Consider the following 20136-nt stretch of genomic DNA (forward strand, 5'->3'; position numbering starts at 1 on the left):
GTCCCGCGCGCGCTGGCGGCCGCTGGCCTGGACGCGCGGATTCCCGGGATTGGCTTCGCAAGCCTGTCGATGCCGCGCCGCTTCAGCCCAGCAGCTGGCCGATGACCCGGGCGGTGTAGTCGACAACCGGAATGATCCGGCCGTAGTTGATGCGCGTCGGGCCGATCACGCCGATGGCACCGACGATGCGGCCGCCCTCGTTCCGGGCGGGCGCAACGACCATGGCGACGCCAGAGGTGGTGAACACGCCGCTCTCGGCGCCGATGAAGATGCGCACGCCATCCGACGCCTCGGCCAGCTCCAGCAGGCGCAGCATCGTCTCCTGCGCCTCCAGCCGCTCGAACAGCGACTGGATCGCGCTGAGGTGCTCCAGCTGCGTCACATCGGACAGCAGCCGTGCCTGGCCGCGCACGATCAGGCTGCCGGAGCGGCCTTCGCCGGTCCAGGTCGCCAGCCCGGCCGCGACGATCTGCTCCGACAGCGCGTCCAGTTGCGTACGGTTGGCGGCCATCTCCTCGGCGACCAGGCGACGCAACTCGGCCAGCGGGCGGCCGGACAGGCGGGCATTCAGATAGTTCCCGGCCTGTTGCAGCGCCGCGGGCGGCAGGCCGGGCGGTGTCTCGATGACCCGGTTCTCCACCTGCCCGTCACTGTTCACCAGCACCACCAGCGCTCGGCCCGGTCCCAGCGGCACGAACTCGATATGCCGCAGCGCGCCATCCGATTTCGGCGCCAGCACCAGGCCGGCGGCGGCGGACAGGCCGGACAGCATGGAGCTGGCCTCGGTCAGCGTATCCTCCAGGCTGCGGCCCGAGGCGGCCAGGGCAGCACTGATCGATTCCCGTTCCTCTTCCGTCAGCTCACCGAAGTTCAGCAGCCCGTCGACGAACAGCCGCAGGCCCTGGTCGGTGGGCAGCCGCCCGGCGGAGGTATGCGGGGCGAACAGCAGGCCCAGATCGGTCAGGTCGGCCATCACGTTGCGAATGGTGGCCGGCGACAGGTGCAGCGGCAGGCGGCGGGCCAGGGTGCGACTGCCCACCGGCTCCCCGGTCTGGACATATTGCTCGACGACCTCCCGCAGGATGGCCGCGGAGCGGGCGTCCAGGGCAGGCGGCAGCGGAGACGCGCCCGGCACGCTCTGCTGACGGTGGCTCAGCCGGGGCGCGCGCCCCGGCGGGGGGATCGGCATGTTCATGGCTGACACTCCGGGGGGAAAACGTAGGAAACGGGACCCGATAGGTCAACGATGCAGACGGATGGCGGCTGATGGGTGGCGGCTGACGGATGGCGCTTGCCGCCCCCGCGCCCGGTCCATGCTCAATATTCGAACTGATACCGCAGCCCGACCGTGGCGGCGTCGGAGGAGCTGGTGGCACCGGTCGCCGTGGTCTGGCCTGACCCGGCGGTCGCCTCCAGCTTCAGCCCCCTGGTCAGGTCCACCTGCAACGTCGCCTGCGACCCGCCGCCCGAGGCGGATTGCCGAGCGCCGACATAGACCCGGCGGGAAATGTAGCGGCCGGCCTCCAGCGTGGGCTTGCCGGATGAATCGCTGCCGACCGTCAGCCGGTCCAGGCCCAGGCTGCTGCGGATGGCGTCCAGCGGATCGCCGATGCCCGAGGTCGCGCCCGACAGCTGCGCCAGCGCGGCGGCGATCTGCGCGAGCTGCAGCGGGCTGAGCTTCGACGAGTCCGTGTTGAACAGCATCTGCGCCAGGATCTCGTCCTGCGGCATGTCGGGCACGCTGGACAGGGCGATCTTCAGATGCTGCACGTCGCCGGTGATGGTCAGCGTCGCCACCAGCGTGGAGGTCACCGACTGGGCGACGAATTTCAGCGCCGGGTTGGTCAGGTCGCCGCCATTGTAGTCGATCTGGCCCTCGGTGAAGGTCAGCGTGGTGCCGATGATGCTCAGCGTGCCGCGGCGCAGGGTCAGCGCGCCCGAGGGCTGGGGATTGGCGGCGGTGCCGCCGACATGGATGTGCCCGCCCAGCTCCGCGTTCAGCCCGCGGCCGCGGATGAACACCTGCTCCGGCGCGTTCACGGTGATGTTCAGGGCAATGACCGAATCGCTGGGCGGCGGCGGCGGCGGTGGAGGCGGCGCGTTGGGATCGCGCACCGGCAGCACGGCGACGCTGGCCGGCAGGGTCTCCGGGATGCGGATATCGGCGCGCATGATGGTGACGGTGCCACCGGCCTCCAGCCTTGCCTTCACGTCGCCACGGACGGTTACATCGGCGTTCAGCACCGCGCTCAGCAGGTCGCCGGCAATCGGGCGGGCATTGCTGGCGGTGAAATGCAGGTCTACCGGCATCGCGCCCGCCAGGCTGATGGTGCCGCTGCCGCCCAGCGTGCCCTCGCCCGCCCTGCCGGCGAACTGGGACAGTGTGATGGTGTCGCCATTGGCCTGGATGGTGGCGTTCAGGTCGGTGACGCGCGCGTTCAGCCGGTAGTCAGTGAAGGCGCCGCCGGTCAGGGTCACCGTACCGTTGATCCGCGGCGCCACGGCAGTGCCGGCGACGGTGGCGTTCAGCGCGATGGTGCCGCGGGCGCGCCTGCCCTCGGCCATCAGCAGCGGGTCCAGCATCCGCAGGTCGACGCGGCCCTCGGTGCGCAGGTCCAGCGGACCGCTGGCCGCCATCGGCGCGGTGCCGCTGGCCGTCAGGTTGGAGGATCCGGCGGTCAGCCGCCCGTCCAGCCGGACCGAGGTGCCCAGCAGCGTGGCGTTCAGGTTGAGGCTGGCGGGCGGCAGGGCCTGGCCGGGACCACGGCGCTGGCGCACCCGGTCGGCGGTCAGCTTCACCGAACCCTCGGGCCTGGCCGGTGTGCCGGTCAGCCGCGCCTCGGCATTGATCACGCCGTCGGCGGCATAGGACGGGTCGATGATCGTGCCGATATCGGCGGGCAGGTCGCGCAGGGTGGCGGTCAGGTCCAGCCGGGTGCCGGCGCTGCCCGCCAGGGTCAGCACCGCCTGGCGGAAGCCCAGCCGCAGCCGGTCGACCGAGACCCCGTCCTTGAAGGCGATGGTGGCGGGACCCAGCAGGCGGAGGGTCTGCTGCTTCCAGCTCGCCTCCAGCGACCGCAGCAGCACCGTCCGCGCGTCGGCGTTGACCGTCGCCGCCGTGGTCAGCCGCGTCGGCGCGCCGGCGGCGGTGGCATTGGCGGTGACGCCGACCGCCAGGGCGTCCAGCGTGCCCTTCACGGTCACACGCGCCGTGGTGCCCTGGACCGAGGTAGCGGAAACCCCGTCCGCGGTCATTGTCGCATCGATGGCGGGGTTCTTCAGCGGGTCGGTCACCGTCCCGGCCAGCACGATCCGCCCGGCATTGGCGGCGCCCGCCACGCCCAGGCCGCGCACGGTGACGTTGGCCCTCGCCGCGCGCTCATCCGAGTCCAGCGTCGCCGTGGCGTCGCCGTTGAGCGGCCGGCCCACCAGCGGCGACAGATCGGCCAGCCGCGTCATGGTCAGCCGCAGATTGCCCAGCGGCAGCATCGCCCCCGTCGGCAAGGTCAGCGCGCCGCCGGCCTTCAGCGACTTCCAGGTCACATGGTCGATGGTGGCGTGCACGGTGCCGTCACCGGTGCGGTCGCCGGTCACGGCCAGCGACAGCGGCGCGTCCAGCAGCGTGCCCTGCGCCGTCACGCTGGCCTTGGGAGCCTCGGGCAGCCCGGAGGCCTCGACATGGGTGGTGACACGCCCCGAGGAGTAGCCGCGCGCGGCGACGTCGGCGACGATGTCGGCGGTGGCCGCCAGGTCGGTCAGCTTGCCGCCGGCATGGCCCTTGGCCTCGACCTTGCCGGATACGCCAGGCTGCACCGCCGCCAGATCGGTCAGCGCCAGCGTCCAGTCGGCGTCCAGGGCCTGGCTGGCCAGGCTGCCGCTGGCGGTGATCCGCAGCGTCTTGCCGTTCACTGCCAGGTGCGACAGCGTGACGTCCTGGCCCCGCAGCGACGCGGCCATGTCGATGGTGGCGGCCGGCCCGACCAGCGGCGGCACCGGCGCGAGGCCGCCGGTGATGCCGATCTTGCCCTGCAAGGCGAGCGTGGTGGTGTCGCCCTTCAGCGCCGCCTGCGCGGTCAGGTCGGCGCTGCCGCGCAGATCCACCGCCCCCACGGCGGCCAGCGGCGCCAGGTCGCCGACCACCAGATGCACCCGCGCATTCCGGCTCCCCGCCGTCTGCGCGATGCCGTCCAGGGCCAGCAGCGGGTGGGTCACGGTGAAGCGCACCGGCCGGTCTGGCTCCGCCAGCTCCACCGTCGCTTCCAGCCTGACCGGCGCGGCGGCCAGCAGGTCCGGCTTCGGACCGGGGACCTCCGCCACCGCGGCGCTGGCGCGCAGGCTGACCTGGCCGGCATTGCCGCTGACATCGGCATCCAGCGCCGTGATCCTCGCCCCGCCGGCGGCCATGTCCCGCAGCCGCACGGTGCCCGCCACGTCCGGGCTGGTGAACGGGCCGTGCACCCGCGCATCCACCAGCACCGACTGCCACGACACGCCCGGCGCCGGCGTCATCGCCGGGGCCTGCGCCTTCACCAGCAGGTCGGCCGCTGCATGGTCGAGATCCACCGTGCCGGAGGCGGAGGCGCTCAGGTCGCCGGCCTTCACCCCCGCCTGCGTCGCCAGCGCGTCGCGCGAACCGTCGATCGAGGCCTCGACCGACACGGCGCCCAGGTCCGGCAGTTTCGCGATGCCGGAGATCAGGCCATGCGGCGGCTCCTCGGCCTGGAGGTCGGCCTTGATGTGGTCGCCCGTCAGCGCCGCCGAGACCCGGTATTCGCCGAGGCTGTCCAGCCGCTTCGCCACCAGGCGCACCGTCGCGTCGGTCAGCGAGTCCGCCCGCCCTTCCCCGTCCAGCGAGAGCCTGGCGGCGACGCCGGCCACCGCCGCGCCGATCACGGCCGAGTCGACGCGCAGCCGGTCCAGCTCCACCCGCACCGGCAGGCGGTAGGAGGATGATGAACCGCCGCTGCCGGATTTCGCGCCCGAGGATTCCGGCAGGCGCGGCAGGTCGATCTCACGCGCCGTCAGCTGGTCGATCGCGACGGTCATCCGCGCCAGGCGCAGCGGCGACCAGTCCAGCGCGGCATCGTGGATGGTGGCGTAGACGCCCTTGGCATCGGCAACCTCGATGGTGCCGATACGCAGCCGGTCGGGGAAACGGCCGCCGATGCCTTGCAGCCTGACCATCCCGCCGGTCAGCGTGGCCGCCTGGCTTTCAATCAGCGCCCGGCCGGTCCCGGTATTGGCCAGGATCAGCACCGCGATCACGGCGACGACCGGCAGCGCGATCAGCACCGCGACGGTCCAGCCCAGCCATGTCAGAAGGCGGCGCATCAGAAAGCCTGTCCCAGGCCGACATAGACGGCGAAGGAATCACCGCCCGGCAGCTTGTTCAGCGGCACGGCGACATCCAGCCGGATCGGCCCGATCGGTGTGTAGTACCGCGCGCCGGCGCCTGCCCCGGCATGCCAGCTTCCCGAGAAGGGCTGGCCGGGCGCGGTGACCTGGCCGGTGTCCAGGAACACGACGGCGCCGAAATTGCCCCAGACCTTCTGCCGCAGCTCCACCGTGCCGGCGGTGATCGACGTGCCGCCGGTGGGATTGCCATCCGGGAATTGCGGCCCCAGCGACTGGAACCGGTAGCCGCGGACGGTCGCGGTGCCGCCGGCGTAGAAGCGCTGATCGGGTGGGATCTCGAAGGTCGACACGCCCGGAATCCCGCCGACCAGGCCGCGCAGCGCCAGGATCGTGTTGCCGTTGCCCAGCAGGTCGAAATAGGTCGAGCCGGTCGCCTGCATGATGACGAAGGCGGTGTTCTTGCTGCCGAGGGACTCGGTCGGTCGGACATAGACGCTCGCCTTGATGCCGTGCGTCGGATTGAACGGGTTGCCGGTGCTGTCGTAGCTGACGGTCAGCGGCACGCCAACCAAGTTATAGGTGCGGCTGACGCCTTCCTGTTCGATGCGTTCCTGGATTCCCTCCACCCCGACGCTGACCGTCCAGAACGTCGTCAACCGGCGGTTGATCTGCACCCGTTCGATCAACGCGGTCTGGTCGTAGGCCTTCAGGCTCTGCTTCAGGGCATTGAGCGAGACCTCCAGTCCCTGGTCGCGGCGCAGGAAGTCCGGCTTGATGAACTGCGCCAGGAAATTGTAGCCGGGCTTCGTGACGGCGGTGCCGCCAAGCTGGGCGGCGGCGGTCAGGTTCAGCTGTTCCGCGTTGCCGAACAGGTTGCGGTCATGCCAGCCGACCGAGTAGCCGACGCCGAGATCGGTGGAGTAGCTGATGCCCATATCCACCAGGTGACGCGGGCGTTCGGTGAAATCGAAGGTCAGCGGCAATTGTCCGTCGGCATTCACCGCGGTCCCCGGCACCGCCCGCACGGTGGAGAAGACGCCCAGCGACAGCAGGTCGGTCCGAGCGGCTTCGACCGCCGAGGGCTGATAGAGCTGGCCCTGGTGGATGGTCAGGCGTTCGCGGATGAAGTCGGCGTTCATCCGTTTCAGCCCGCTGAAATCGATCGGGCCGATATCAGCCTTTGGTCCGACATCCGGCTGGAAATCCACATCCAGCTGGTTGCGGTCGAGCCGGAGCGTCGCCACCGGCACCGGCACCTGGGCCAACGGGTACCCATCCTCCCGCAGCGCCCCCTGCAGCCGCCCTTGCGCGGCCAGCACATCCGCTGCCAGGGCCGGCTGGCCGGAGGCCAGAGCCAGGCTTTTGCGGCTGTTCTCCGGCACCGTGCCGGAGATATCGACCCTGCCCAGAGTGAATTGCGGTCCCAGATCGAAGCGGGCGACGACCGCCGCCGGCGGCTGCGCCGGCATGCTGTCGATCTGCGCATACAAGTTCGGATCGTCCAGCGCGTGGCCGTTCACCGTCAAAGTGACCGTGGCCTTGTAGTAGCCGAAGCTGTTCAAGACGGTGCGGAAACGCTGCTCATCCTGGCGCGCGCGCTCGGTCAGCGCGAAGGCGCCGACCGGCGCGCTCTCCCGCAGGGAAATCAGGCTCGAACTGTCATGCAACGCGGTATCCAGCGCGCTGTTGCCGGTGGGCGTCAGCGTGACGTCATAGGGCTGCGGATCGGCCGCCCGGGCGCCGCCGGCCGTCAAGGCCACCGCCAGGGCGGCGGTCAGCGAGGTGGCGGCCAGCGGGGTGAGGACCAGCGAGGTGGGGACCAACGGGGTAAGGGCCAATGGGGTGGCGCTCAGCGGCAGCAGCACGGCCCTGGCGGCCAGCATCTTCCGGCAAAACGCGGCGGCGGGTCCGGGCCGACGGGCGGAACCGGTCACGCCGAACCGCTCACACCGGGTTCACCGCCGGGTTCACCGCTCGGCCGATCGTCAGACAACCAGAGGCTCCGTGAGGACGACCCGGCACCGTTCGGCGCGCCACATTTGGAGATATTGCGTCCCGGAACGGTCACCATCATGCCATTGTTCGGTCCTGGCCTCAGCGTTATCCCGGATATCATGGATCAGTCATCGAAACGCGATCAGGGGATTGTCGGTCCGGGGAGTCTAGGGCACCGCGCGATTCGGCGTCCATCACGGTTGCCGGAGGACCACACGCCCAACTTCCTGCTGGCGCTGCCGACGCACCGCGACGGATGGCTGGTCGCGCGCCGGATACGCGTGGTGCGGCGGCTGCTGGCGGTGGTGGCCTGGACGCTGCCCTGCATGGCCATCCAGGGCGTGCTGCTGATGATGAAGGGCCATGCCCGGATCCGCTTCCCCCGCTTCTTCTGGGCGGTCTTCGCCCGGCTGCTGGGGCTGGAGGTCCGCGTGCTGGGCCAGCAGGCCAGCGGCGCCTTGCGGCCGGTGCTGTTCGTCTCCAACCACTCTTCCTGGGTGGACATTCCCGTGCTGGGGGGCGTGCTGACCGCCAGCTTCGTATCCAAGGGCGAGGTCGCCGGCTGGCCGGTCGTCGGCTCGATCGCCAGGCTTGGCCGGACCGTGTTCGTCTCCCGCAGCCGCACCGCCACGGGGCGGGAGCGGGATGACATGCGCGGGCGGATGCAGGCCGGCGACAACCTGATCCTGTTCCCCGAGGGCACCAGCTCCGACGGCTCCCGCGTGCTGCCGTTCCGCAGCGCATTCTTCTCGGCGGTCCAACCGCGGCCAGGCGACCGGCCGGAGGCTACGCCGCTGATCCAGCCGGTATCGGTGGTCTATGACCGGCTGGGCGGCCTGCCGGCGGGACGGGCGAGCCGGCCGATCTTCGCCTGGTACGGCGACATGGACATCGCCACGCATTTCTGGCGGCTGGGCCAGTATACCGGCCTGCGCGCCACGGTGCTGCTGCACCCGCCGATCGACCCGTCGGCGTTCACCGACCGCAAGACACTGTCGCAGGCGGTGTGGCAGGTGGTGGCGGACGGGGCATCGCTGCTGCGGCAGAACCGGTCGCCAACGGACGTCGCGCCGGCGGCGACCGCCGGTGCGGCTGGGGCCGGCGACCCCGGGGACGGGTCCTCGGACGGCATGGTGTACGCGTAGGCCGCGACAAGGGCGCTGGCGACGGGTCCTCCATACTCGGCGCCACCTGGACGCGAAGCCACCTGGCCGGAGTCATCCAGGGTGCCGGGGCGGCCTGGCCTCACCCGCCGCCGCCCATCATCGGATTGCCACCCCCGGTGGCATAGCCGGTGGAGTACGCCGGCTGGGCGAACCCGCCCCCACCGCACGCCGCCAGGCTCAGGGCCAGGCCAGCGGCCATCAGCGTCTGCAAAGCAATCTTCATGTCGGCTCCTTGGAATCTCCCCAATCATTGGCGGGAGATATCAACCTTCAAGGGAAGGTCGGGGCGCCGGGGACATCCTTCCTGTCACTCATGCGTGTCGTCCATCCCGGCCGGGCCTGCACGCCCAGCCTGTGCCCAATGCCTAATGTCCACTGCCCACCACCCACTGCCGGAACTGCCACAGGGAGGGTGCGGCCCTGGCCTGTCCGTGACGCGGCGGGGGAATGCGCCTGGCCCACGGGAGGCACCCCGCCGCCCGCGCTTCGACGTCGCGGCGGTCAGAACGGGATTTCGTCGTCCAGGTCGGCGCCGCGCGGCGCGTCCCAGGATGGGCTCGACCCGCCCCGCGCACCGGATGGCCGAGCGGCACCGCCGGAAACCGCCGGCGCCCGCTCGCGCGAGCCATATCCCCCGCCACCGGGCGAGGCGCTCGGGTCAGAGCCATAGGCGCTGTCCCCGCCGCCGCTGGAGCGGCTGTCCAGCATGGTCAGCTCGCCCTTGAAGCGGCCGATTACCACCTCGGTCGTATAGCGCTCCTGCCCCTGCTGGTCGGTCCATTTGCGGGTCTGCAGCGAACCCTCGACATAGACCTTCGCGCCCTTGCGCAGGAAGCGCTCCGCCACATCGCCGATCCGGTCGTTGAAGATCACCACCCGGTGCCACTCGGTCCGTTCCTTCCGCTCACCGGAGGCGCGGTCGTTCCAGGTCTCACTGGTGGCGAGCGTGAGGTTGACGATCTTGCTGCCATCCTGCGTCTGGCGGACTTCCGGGTCTTTTCCCAGGTTGCCGACCAGGATCACCTTGTTGACGCTGCCTGCCATCTGTCGCTGCCTTTGAATGCAAATGTGTTCGCTATCCTGCCCGGTTTATCGCGATCCGGGGGCACTGGCCAGCGATCCTGCGCCGGAAGTCCTGCCATTCCGTTAACGTTGAAAGCCCGTTGTCGGCCGCGGCGCTTGCCTTCGTTGCGCGCGTTGCGGCAGCCTGTCCCGCATGACCGGGAAAACCCGGCGCTGACAGGGAGGTTTACGGTGCGATCCAGACGCATGCGCCGGCTGGCCGCCGGCATTCTGGCGATGGCGGCGGCGGCCCCGGCCATGGCGCAGAAGCATGGCGGGACCATCACGGTACCGCATATCGACTCGCCCCCCAGCCCGTCGATCCAGGAGGAAGGGACCGCCTCGGTGGTGATCCCCTTCATGCCGGTGTTCAACAACCTGGTGCTGTTCGACCAGCACGAACCGCGCCACAGTATCGAAACGATCCGGCCGGAGCTGGCGACATCCTGGCAATGGGGCGAGGGCGGGACATCGCTGCGCTTCACGTTGCGGCGGGGCGTGACCTGGCACGACGGGAAACCGTTCACGGCCGCGGACGTGAAATGCACCTGGGACATGGTGGCCGGCCTGGACCCGGGCAAGATGCGCAAGAGTCCCCGCCAGGCCTGGTTCAAGAACCTGGAATCGATCTCGGTCGACGCCGAGGACCGGGTGACATTCCATCTGAAACGACCACAGCCCTCCTTCATCGCACTGCTGGCGTCCGGCTGGTCGCCGGTCTATCCGTGCCATGTGCCGCCCGCGGCGATGCGCAGCAGGCCGATCGGCACCGGGCCGTTCCGTTTCGTCTTCTACAGGCTGAATGAATCGATCCGGCTGGAGCGCAACCCGAACTACTGGAAGCCGGGCCTGCCCTATCTGGACGCGATCGAATACCAGATCGTGCCCAACCGCGCGACGCGGATGCTGGGCTTCGTGGCCGGGCGGTATGACATGACCTATCCGACCGACGTATCCGTCGCGCTGCTGCGCGATATCCACCGGCAGGATCCGGACGCCATCTGCGTGCTGCGGCGGACCAACGTCGACACCAACCTGATCGTCAACCGGGACGCGCCGCCCTTCGACAACCCGGACATCCGCAAGGCGCTGGCGCTGGCGATCGACCGCAAGGCGTTCAATGACATCATCAATGAGGGTCAGGGCCGGATCGGCGCCGCGATGCTGCCGCCACCCGAAGGCGTCTGGGGCATGCCCGAGGACATGCTGCACACGCTGACCGGTTATGGCCCGGACGTGGCGAGGAACCGGGCGGAGGCCCAGGCGATCATGCGGAAACTGGGGTACGGGCCGGACAACATGCTGAAGACGAAAATCTTCACCCGCAACATTCCCACCTTCCGCGATCCCGCGCTGATCATGAACGACCAGCTCAAGCAGATCTATATCGATGCCGATCTGGACGTGGTGGACACGCCGCAATTCTATGCCCGCGTGTTCAAGAAGGACTATGCCGTCGGCGTCAACCAGACGGGCAGCGCGCTGGACGACCCCGACCAGAATTTCTACGAGAATTACGCCTGCGGCTCGTTGCGCAACTATACGGGCTATTGCAACAAGGCGCTGGAGGCGGATTTCGACCGGCAGTCGATGGAGACCGACTTCCAGAAGCGCCGAGCCATGGTCTGGGATATCGAACGCAGGCTGGCCGACGACGTGGTGCGCCCGATCATCTTCCACGATGTCGCCGCCGCCTGCTGGCACCCTTACGTCAGGAACATGACGATCATGGTGAACAGCATCTACAACGGCTGGCGGTGGGAGGATGTGTGGCTCGACAAGTAGGACTGGCGGCGGGTGGCGCATCGTGCCGGCCGACGGGGTGCGGCACGATGGCGTGGATGCGCCGGCCCCGATCCACCGGCCCCGATCCACCGGGCCCGATCCTCCGAGCCCGATCCACCAGCGATGCCGTGCCGGATTTGGAACATACCGCACGATGATTTGGAACATCTCGCACGGCATTGGGATCTCTGGCCCACAACGGCCGTGAATGCCACCCTGTAAACTGTTGCCCGATCACAGGTTTTGGTGGAGTTTCCGGGTATTCCGGCGAGCCGCCGGGGACGGGCCGCCCGCCGGCCCAACGGGGGGAAGATGCGGCGTCATACTCTGGTCCTTGGCGTTGCGGCGGCGTGCCTGATGCTGGGCAGATCCGCCGAGGCGCAGCAGCAGCCGACGATGGAGGAGCTGATGCGCAAGATCGACCAGCTGCAGAAGCGGGTCGATCAGCTCGAGGGCGAACTGAAGACGACGGAGAAGCCGGGCGCACAGCCGCGGACCGCCGCCGTGGCACGTCATGCCGAACCCCGCAAGCCGGCGAAGGTCGCGGCCGCGCCGCCGGCCGCCGCACCCCCAGCCGCCGGGCCCTTGGCCAGCGCGCATCCGCCCGCCGCGGCCGCGCCATCGGCGCCGCTCGCCATCGCGGCCACGCCCCCGCTATCCGCAGCAGAGGTCAAGGCGGAGACCAGGAAGGCCGCGGCCGAGGCGGTGGCTGCCGCGCTCGATCCGAACATCCCCGGCCTGTCGGCGCCGGAGCCGATGGGCAACCAGTTTGCCGACGAGGATGCGCTGCGCTCCGACCTGCCGGGCCTGGCGATCCGCATTCCCGGCACCCAGTCCGAGGTCCGGCTGTATGGCTTCGCCAAGCTGTCGTCCTATTACGACCTGAACGGCCGCAACCAGACCGACGCGCCGCCGGCGCAGACCATTCCGCTGGCCGGCAGCGCCGCCGACCAGCAGGGCGGCGATTTCGGCATGACCGGCCGGTTCAGCCGGATCGGCGTCGACAGCCGCACGCTGACCGGCTGGGGCACGCTGGAAACCCGCATCGAAGGTGATTTCGGCGGCGGCTCGCCCACCAGCAGCAACGCCGTGTTCCGCTTGCGCCAGGCCTGGGCGGAACTGGGCACCGAGGAATTCCGTGTGCTGGCCGGCCAGGCGAACAGCCTGTGGAACGAGGGTATTTTCGAGACCCTGATCGACGCCACCAACCTGAACCAGTCCTTCATCCGCCAGGCACAGATCCGGGCGACCGGGCGGCTGGCCCCGGGGCTGACCGGGATGATCTCGCTGGAGGCGGCGGACACGCAGTACACGTCGGTGAACGGCGTCTATACGCCCGGCAGCGTCGTCAATGGCGGCGCCAGCCCGGCCTTCAACACGGCGCCCGACCTGCTGGGCCGCCTGACCTATCGCGAGGACGGGCTGGTCGCCGATGTGCGCGGCCTGCTGCGGCGCCTCAGCGTGCGGACCTCCGGCACCGCGCTGTCGCCGCCGAACCTGAACCTGAACGCCACCGGCTGGGGCCTGGCCGCGCATGTCAGCGTGCCGATGCGCTGGATCTGGGACGGGTTCGGGACCGATACGATCACCGGCATGGCCTATTACGGCCAGGGCATCGGCCGCTACTTCGCCGGCAACACCTCGGGCCAGGACGCGCTGTCCGATGCCGGCCTGCCGGGCGTCGTCGGCGGCAGCCTGGACCCGTTGCCGACCTATGGCGTCATCGTCGCCTATCGCCGGTTCTGGACGCCGCAGCTGCGCAGCAACGTCTCCTATGCCTATGCGCGCCAGGACTATCCGTCCTATGCGCTGCAATTCGTGCCGGGGTCCGTATCCGCGCTCAATCTCAACCGCGACATGCAGCAGGTCTTCGTCAATCTGATCTGGAGTCCGTTCGGCGATATTCGCAATGGCGCCTTCGCCAGCGGCTTCCTGGATGTCGGCCTCGAGTATCTTTTCACACGGCGCGACCTGTTCGGTGGCTCCGCCATGGCCGGCAATGCCGGCTATGGCCAGGGCATCGCCAACCGGATCGTCGGCGCCGTGATCGCCCGCTTCTGATACACGCCTCGACTGACAGGAGAGACCGCACATGCGTGCGCTGGTCACGGAACGCAAGACCTTTATGCAGCAGCTGCTGGATGGGGTCGAGGCCATCGGCAACAAGGTACCGCATCCCGCCATCATCTTCCTGATCATGTCGGGTGTCGTCATCGTCTTGTCGCAGCTGTTTCACATGCTGGGGACGTCGGTGTCCTATCAGGTGGTCGATCCGGCCTCGCATGAAATCAGGGACGCGACGGCGACGGTGAACAGCTTGCTGACGCCGGCCGGCATCAGCTTCATCATTACCTCGGTCATCCGCAATTTCCTGGGCTTCGGACCGGTCGGCGTGATCCTGGTGGCGATGGTCGGCGTGGGCCTGGCCGAGGAGGCCGGCCTGATCGCGGCGCTGATCCGCAAGATCGTCTCCGGCGCGCCGCGGCAGCTGATCACCTTCATCATCGTCGCCATGGGCGTGCTGTCCTCGGTCGCGTCCGACGCCGGCTACCTGGTGCTGATCCCGCTGGGCGCCTCGGCGTTCCTCAGCCTGGGGCGGCATCCGATCGCCGGCCTCGCCGCCGCCTTCGCCGGCGTCGCGGTGGTGTTCGGGGTGAACCTGATCATCACGCCGGTCGACGCCGTGCTGACCGAGATCACCAACGACGCGATCCATCTGATCAGCCCCGGCACCACCTTGTACCTGACGGCGATCATGTGGTTCTCGATGGTATCGGCGGTGGTGATGTGCATCGTCTGCACGATCGTGACCGAGCGGGTGGTGGAGCCGCGGCTGGGGCCGTATCACGGCGATGCGGTGGTGGAGGCCAGCACGGTCGATGCCGCCGCCGAGGCGCGCGGCCTGCGCAACGCGCTATGGGCGCTGATCGGCTCATTGGTGGTGATCGGCCTGCTGGCGCTGCCGCCGGGGGCGCCGCTGCGCAACCCGGAAACCGGCGCGCTGATCGGCGATTCGCCGCTGATGAACAGCCTGATCGTGCTGATCGCCGCGGTGTTCTTCGCCTGCGGGTACGCGTATGGCCGCGGGGCCGGCACCATCCGGACGCTGACACAGGCGATCGCGGCGATCACCAAGACCTTCGCCGGCCTGGGCGGCCTGATCTTCCTGTTCCTGGTGATCAGCCAGTTCCTGGCGCATTTCAACTACAGCAACCTGGCCACCATCGCCGCGGTCAATCTGTCCCATGTCATCGAGCAGGCGAACATGGGATCGGTGACGCTGCTGATCGTGTTCGTCCTGGTAACCTTCCTGGTCGACCTGATCATTCCGGCGGCGATCGCAAAATGGGCGATCCTGGCACCGATCTTCGTGCCGCTGTTCCTGAAGCTGGGCGTATCGCCGGCAATCGTTCTCGCCGCCTATCACGTCGGCGATTCGCCGGCCAACGCGGTCACGCCGCTGATGGCCTATTTCGGCATGATCGTCATCTTCGCCCAGAAGTACCAGAAGGACGCCGGCGTCGGCACGGTGGTGGCGATGATGCTGCCATATACGGTCGTCGTGTTTGTTGTATGGCTGATCCTGCTGATCCTCTGGTATATGCTTGGCATTCCGACCGGGATCTAGCCGTGACCGGGATCCAGCAAGGGATCAGGACCAATATGCAAGGATCTGGCCGCCGGTTACGCGGACGCTTCGCATGAGCGATGTGACCATCACCTTCGCGATCGTCGCCGCCATCGTCGTGCTGTTCATCTGGGATCGTTTCCCGGTCATTCTGGTCGCGATCGGCACGTCGCTCGCGCTTTATTTCACCGGTGTGACGACGCTGGATGAATCGCTGCGCGGGTTCGGCGATCCGGCCGTGCTGTTCATCGCCGCCTTGTTCGTCGTCAGCGCGGGGCTGGAGGTGACCGGCGTCACCGCCTGGGCGGGGCAGACGCTGATCGCCAGGGCGGGGGGTTCGCGGACGCGGCTGCTGCTGATGATGATGTCGCTGGTGGCGGTACTGACCGCGCTGATCAGCGTCAACGGCGCCGTCGCGGCGCTGCTGCCGGTGGTGGTGGTCGCCGCCGTGCGCCTGAAGCGCCCGCCGTCGCAACTGCTGATGCCGCTGGTCTTCGCCTCCCACGCCGGGTCCATGCTGGCGCTGATGGGCACGCCGGTGAACCTGCTGGTGGCGGAGGCGGCCGACTATCACGGCATGGCGCCGTTCAGGGTCTTCTCCTTCGCTCTGGCCGGGCTGCCGCTGATCATCGGCACGATGGCGATCGTCGTGCTGTTCGGGGAGCGCCTGCTGCCAATGCGGAGCGGCCGGTCGCTGCCGTCGGACCTGAGTCAGCATGCCCGCACGCTGATCGAGCAGTACCGGCTGGAGGACGGCCTGTTCCAGCTCCGCATCAGGGCCTCCTCGCCCTATGTCGGCGCGTCCATCCATGCGGTGAACCTGCGCGAATATGCCGGGCTCGCCTTCGTGTCGGTCCTCTCGGGCGACGGCACCGGCCCGGTGCGGCGGCAGACGCTGGCCGAGGGCGACCTGATCGTCGTGCGCGGCGACGCCGATGACGCGGGCGCCCTGGCAACCGCCATGCACCTGTCGTTCCAGCCGCCCGACACGCCGGCCGACATGGCCGAATCCCTGTTCAACCGCGATTCCGGCCTGGCCGAGGTGATCGTTCCGCCACGATCGGAGCTGATCGGCCAGGCGGTGTTTCCGGGCATGACAACACCCAGCGGCGATCTGCTGGTGCTGGCGGTGCAGCGCCGGGGCGAGGATCCGGGGCCGGGCGAGACGGTGCTGGCGCAAGGCGACACGCTGCTGCTGATGGGCACCTGGGATGCGCTGGACCGTCACCTGGACGATCCGGACGTGCTGGTCGTGGATTCCCCGGAGGTCGTGCGGCGGCAGGCCATCCCGATGGGTCGGGGTGCGGCGACGGCGATCGCGATCATGGTGGGCATGGTCGTGCTGCTGGCGACCAATCTGGTGCCGTCGGTCCTGGCCGGCCTGCTGGCCGCCTTCGCCATGGTGGCGTTCAACGTGGTCAGCGTGGACCAGGCGTACCGCTCCATCAACTGGACGACCGTGATCCTGATCGGCGCGATGATTCCGCTGTCGACCGCGATGACCAACAGCGGCGCCGCCAATCTGCTGGCGGACGGGCTGGTCAGCCTGGTCGGCGACCGCAGCCCCTACGCGCTGCTGGCCGGGCTGTTCGTGCTGACCGCGGTGCTGGGGCAGCTGATCAGCAACACCGCCACGGCGCTGATCATCATCCCGATCGGCCTGGCCGCCGCCGAGACGCTGCACGTCTCCGGCCGCCCGGTGCTGATGAGCCTCACCGTCGCCGCCGCCGCCGCCTTCCTGACACCGGTGGCGACGCCGGTGAACCTGATGGTGATGGCGCCGGCCGGCTACAAGTTCGGCGACTACTGGAAGCTGGGCCTGCCGATGATGATCCTGTTCTTCCTGGTCGCCGTGTTCTGGGTGCCGCTGTTCTGGCATTTCTGAATGGGCGGTTTTGAGCCTGGCACTCGAGCCGGGCGTTCTTGAGAAAGCGGCATTTCGTTCTGAGGGAACGGCTCCGCGGGCACGATGCCGCGCCGTTTCGCCGCCGCCTCCCGCGATGGCGGGCGCAGGCCCGTCATCAATGCCTGTGCCGAAACCCGCACAGGTCCGCGCCGGCTATTCCCCCTGACCGGCGGTTCCCCTGACTGGCTATTCCCCCTGACTGGCGGCTTCGGCGGCCAGCCGTGGGTGCCGGACCGTGCGCCGCATGACGGGAGGACCGGTTCCGTGAGTCGATCGACGGCCGACGGCGGCATGCACCGGTTGGTCATGAGCGGCGCCGATCGATGCACCGGCGCTGGCCCGTGCGATCACCCCGCCAGCTTGCCCAGCAGCAGCGCGTGTGACCGCGTGCCCTTGTGGAAGCATGTCAGCTCGTATTTCTCGTTCGGGCTGTGGATCTGGTCGTCCTCCAGCCCGAACCCCATCATCAGCGAATCGATGCCCAGCACGCGCTTGATCTGCTCCACCACCGGAATGGTGCCGCCGCTGCCGATCATCACCGCCGGGCGGCCATATTCCTGCTGCAGCGCATCCTTGGCCGCCTTGGCCCATGGCGTGTTGGTGTCGATCTCGATCCCCATCGCCATGCCGAAACCCTGGAACGTGACCTCCATGCCGGCGGGCAGCCGTTCGCGGACGAATGCCTGGAATCCCTCGAAGATCGCGTGCGGATTCTGATCCGGCACCAGACGGAAGGAGACCTTCGCCCCGGCCTCCGACGGGATGATCGTCTTGCTGCCGGGACCGCTATAGCCGCCCCATATGCCGTTGATGTCGGCGGTGGGCCGCGCCCAGATCCGTTGCAGGCCGGGCAGCCCCTTCTCCCCGCCCGGCGTCGTCAGCCCGACGCCCTTCAGGAACGCGGCCTCATCGAAGCCCAGCGCCTCCCACTCCCTCGCCTGCTCCGGCGTCACGGCGCGGACGTCGTCGTAGAAGCCGGGCACCTGGATGCGGCCGTCCTTGTCGTGCAACTCACCCAGGATCTTCGCCAGCACGTTCACCGGGTTCAATGCGGACCCGCCGAACAGGCCCGAGTGCAGGTCCATGCGCGGGCCCTTCAGCCGCACCTCGCAGTTGCACATGCCGCGCAGGCGGGTGCTCAGGGCGGGCGTGTCGATGTCCCACATGTTGGTATCGCTGATCAGCGCGAAATCGGCGGCGAGCTCCGCCCGATGCGCCTTCAGGAACGGTTCCAGGTTGGGGCTGCCGACCTCCTCCTCCCCTTCCATCAGCACGATGACCGGCGCGGGGATGCCGCCGCCGGCGGTCTTCCACGCCCGCAACGCCTCGATGAACATCATCGACTGGCCCTTTGCGTCGACGGCGCCGCGCGCGACGATCCGCTTGCCGCGCGGGCCGTCGACCAGTTGCGGCTCGAAGGGCGGGCTGTTCCACAGCTCCAGCGGGTCGGCCGGCTGCACGTCGTAGTGCCCGTAGAACAGGACCTTCGGCGCCTTGCCGCCGGCCGGGCCGGGATGGTGGCCCAGCACGACCGGATGGCCCGGAGTCGGAATGATCGACACAGTCAGCCCCAGCTCCCGAAGCTGCGCCTGCAACCATTCGGCCGCGCGCAGCATATCCGCCTTGTGATCCGGTTCCGTGCTGATGCTGGGTATCCGCAGAAGCTCGAACAGACGCTCCCGCGCATGGTCCAGATCGGTGTCGACCCGGGTGAGTACACGCTCGACTGTCTGCTGATCAGCGCCTGGCATGGTCAAATCCTCCGTTCCGGCCGCGGCTTATGATGCCACGCGCCGCGCGTCCCGCACATGGTCCGGGATCAAACAGAAGCACAGCCCGGCCATGCGTTCCTAGCCTCGGCCCGATTTGTGGGACTGGCCGGATCAAATCGGGATTCCTGGCCCGCCGCGCCAGGACGCGCCATGATTTGTGCAATGCAAAAGAGCGAAGGATGGCGCTATAAGCGGCGACAAGCAGCCGTCAGCCGCTACAAGCAATCGTCACGATGCAGAAGAAGCCCATGTCGACCACGAATCAAGGCCAGACCATGCACAATGCCATCCGGGAGCCGGTCCTGATCGATCTGGCCTTGCAGGGCGGCGGCTCCCATGGGGCCTTCACCTGGGGTGTCCTGGACCGGCTGCTGGAGGAACCCTGGCTGGATATCGACGGCATCTCCGGCACCTCCGCCGGTGCGATGAATGCCGCCGTCATGGCGGACGGCTACGCCGCGGGCGGGCCCGCCGGCGCGCGGGAGGCATTGCACCGCTTCTGGCACCGGGTCGGCGTCGCCGCGACGTTCAGCCCGTTTCAGCGCTCGCCGCTGGATGTCCTCCTGGGCCGCTGGTCGCTCGACCACTCCCCCGCCTTCCTCACCATCGACATGCTCGGCCGCATGTTCTCTCCGTATGACCTCAATCCGATGGGAACGAATCCCCTCGGCACCATCCTGGAAGAACTGGTGGACTTCGACCGTCTGAAAAACGCGCCGATCAAGCTGTTCGTCACCGCGACCAATGTGCACACGGGGCGCGGGCGGGTGTTCCGCAACGCCGAGATCACGCCCGCCGTGCTGCTGGCCTCGGCCTGCCTGCCGACCATGTTCCAGGCGGTGGAGATCGACGGCGAAAGCTACTGGGACGGCGGCTTCACCGGCAATCCGAGCATGACGCCGCTGGTGCGCGAATGCGCGTCCCGGGACACGATCCTGGTGCAGATCAATCCGATCCAGCGGGGCGAGACGCCGCGCACGGCACGCGGCATCCTCAACCGCGTCAACGAGGTCGCCTTCAACGCGGTGCTGCTGAAGGAGCTGCGCATGATGGCGCTGATGCGCCGGATGCCGCCGTCCGACGCGCAGGAAATGCGCGCGCTGGCCGAGATGCGCATCCATCGCATCGCCAGCGAGGCACTGTCCGAACTTGGTTCGTCATCGAAATTGAATGCCGAATGGGATTTCCTGACCATGCTGCGTGACGAGGGGCGCAAGGCGGCCGACGCATTTCTGATGGCGCATGGAAAGGATGTCGGTGCCCGTTCGACGCTGGACCTCGACTCGCTGCTGGACGGGCTATGATGCCGGCCGGCGGGCCACGGTTGGAGATTATTGCGGACGCAACATGCTGCTCAGCGTCCTGTCCGCTCCCGCGGCCATGCCGGGCACGTAAGGCAGCGGTCGGAGGCCCGCTCTCGAAGCCGCTCGCAGCTCCGACGGGCTGATATCGAATTCCTGGCGGAAT

At 68.7% G+C, this 20136-nt stretch carries 12 protein-coding genes; 6 read left to right on the top strand and 6 right to left on the bottom strand.

Going from position 1 to position 20136, the window contains the following annotated elements; genetic code table 11:
• Window positions 1–82 precede the first annotated feature (82 nt).
• From hrcA to VHC04_RS04125, 3 genes are all read right to left on the bottom strand, one after another.
• Window positions 83–1195, bottom strand: a complete 1113-nt coding sequence (hrcA, locus tag VHC04_RS04115; protein ID WP_325678223.1) for a heat-inducible transcriptional repressor HrcA — start codon at window positions 1193–1195, stop codon at window positions 83–85.
• A 122-nt stretch (window positions 1196–1317) separates the two neighbouring features.
• Window positions 1318–5331 (bottom strand): translocation/assembly module TamB domain-containing protein, encoded by a 4014-nt coding sequence (locus tag VHC04_RS04120; protein WP_325678225.1) that lies wholly within the window; start codon window positions 5329–5331, stop codon window positions 1318–1320.
• The gene (locus VHC04_RS04125) at window positions 5331–7289 is read right to left on the bottom strand and encodes an autotransporter assembly complex protein TamA (RefSeq protein WP_325678227.1); all 1959 of its coding nucleotides are present in this window, start codon (window positions 7287–7289) and stop codon (window positions 5331–5333) included. Before VHC04_RS04125 ends, VHC04_RS04120 begins: the two co-directional genes overlap by 1 nt.
• 261 nt (window positions 7290–7550) lie before the next feature.
• On the opposite strand from VHC04_RS04125, the gene VHC04_RS04130 reads away from it, so the two are divergent.
• Complete coding sequence (locus VHC04_RS04130; protein WP_325678231.1) at window positions 7551–8495, top strand: lysophospholipid acyltransferase family protein; 945 nt, start codon at window positions 7551–7553, stop codon at window positions 8493–8495.
• Window positions 8496–8595: 100 nt separating this feature from the next.
• Here VHC04_RS04130 and VHC04_RS04135 read toward each other — a convergent pair whose 3' ends face one another.
• Entirely contained in the window at window positions 8596–8739 is a 144-nt protein-coding gene (locus tag VHC04_RS04135) for a hypothetical protein (protein ID WP_325678233.1), read from the bottom strand.
• A gap of 278 nt (window positions 8740–9017) precedes the next feature.
• The gene (gene ssb, locus VHC04_RS04140; RefSeq protein WP_325678235.1) at window positions 9018–9560 is read right to left on the bottom strand and encodes a single-stranded DNA-binding protein; all 543 of its coding nucleotides are present in this window, start codon (window positions 9558–9560) and stop codon (window positions 9018–9020) included.
• Window positions 9561–9770: 210 nt separating this feature from the next.
• Here ssb and VHC04_RS04145 point away from each other — a divergent pair, with 210 nt between their 5' ends.
• From VHC04_RS04145 to VHC04_RS04160, 4 genes are all read left to right on the top strand, one after another.
• Window positions 9771–11363: an ABC transporter substrate-binding protein gene (locus VHC04_RS04145; protein ID WP_325678237.1), complete on the top strand. Its 1593-nt coding sequence runs from the start codon at window positions 9771–9773 to the stop codon at window positions 11361–11363.
• Between the two features lie 357 nt (window positions 11364–11720).
• Window positions 11721–13424, top strand: a complete 1704-nt coding sequence (locus VHC04_RS04150) for a DcaP family trimeric outer membrane transporter (RefSeq protein ID WP_325678239.1) — start codon at window positions 11721–11723, stop codon at window positions 13422–13424.
• 31 nt (window positions 13425–13455) lie between these two features.
• Window positions 13456–14991, top strand: a complete 1536-nt coding sequence (locus tag VHC04_RS04155) for an AbgT family transporter (RefSeq protein WP_325678241.1) — start codon at window positions 13456–13458, stop codon at window positions 14989–14991.
• 73 nt (window positions 14992–15064) lie between these two features.
• Window positions 15065–16876 (top strand): SLC13 family permease, encoded by a 1812-nt coding sequence (locus tag VHC04_RS04160; RefSeq protein WP_325678243.1) that lies wholly within the window; start codon window positions 15065–15067, stop codon window positions 16874–16876.
• Window positions 16877–17244: 368 nt separating this feature from the next.
• Here VHC04_RS04160 and VHC04_RS04165 read toward each other — a convergent pair whose 3' ends face one another.
• Entirely contained in the window at window positions 17245–18648 is a 1404-nt protein-coding gene (locus VHC04_RS04165) for a dipeptidase (protein ID WP_325678245.1), read from the bottom strand.
• Window positions 18649–18917: 269 nt separating this feature from the next.
• Here VHC04_RS04165 and VHC04_RS04170 point away from each other — a divergent pair, with 269 nt between their 5' ends.
• Complete coding sequence (locus VHC04_RS04170) at window positions 18918–19973, top strand: patatin-like phospholipase family protein (RefSeq protein WP_325678247.1); 1056 nt, start codon at window positions 18918–18920, stop codon at window positions 19971–19973.
• The last annotated feature ends 163 nt before the right edge of the window (window positions 19974–20136 follow it).

Origin of the sequence: Rhodopila sp. (assembly GCF_035548095.1) — a bacterium.
Classification (GTDB): Bacteria; Pseudomonadota; Alphaproteobacteria; order Acetobacterales; family Acetobacteraceae; genus Rhodopila.

Bases quoted from the DNA above. Each gene is read 5' to 3' on its own strand.
- hrcA (WP_325678223.1), bottom strand. From the start codon at position 1,195: ATGAACATGCCGATCCCCCCGCCGGGGCGCGCGCCCCGGCTGAGCCAC.
- VHC04_RS04120 (WP_325678225.1), bottom strand. From the start codon at position 5,331: ATGCGCCGCCTTCTGACATGGCTGGGCTGGACCGTCGCGGTGCTGATC.
- VHC04_RS04135 (WP_325678233.1), bottom strand. From the start codon at position 8,739: ATGAAGATTGCTTTGCAGACGCTGATGGCCGCTGGCCTGGCCCTGAGC.
- ssb (WP_325678235.1), bottom strand. From the start codon at position 9,560: ATGGCAGGCAGCGTCAACAAGGTGATCCTGGTCGGCAACCTGGGAAAA.
- VHC04_RS04150 (WP_325678239.1), top strand. From the start codon at position 11,721: ATGCTGGGCAGATCCGCCGAGGCGCAGCAGCAGCCGACGATGGAGGAG.
- VHC04_RS04155 (WP_325678241.1), top strand. From the start codon at position 13,456: ATGCGTGCGCTGGTCACGGAACGCAAGACCTTTATGCAGCAGCTGCTG.
- VHC04_RS04160 (WP_325678243.1), top strand. From the start codon at position 15,065: ATGAGCGATGTGACCATCACCTTCGCGATCGTCGCCGCCATCGTCGTG.
- VHC04_RS04165 (WP_325678245.1), bottom strand. From the start codon at position 18,648: ATGCCAGGCGCTGATCAGCAGACAGTCGAGCGTGTACTCACCCGGGTC.
- VHC04_RS04170 (WP_325678247.1), top strand. From the start codon at position 18,918: ATGTCGACCACGAATCAAGGCCAGACCATGCACAATGCCATCCGGGAG.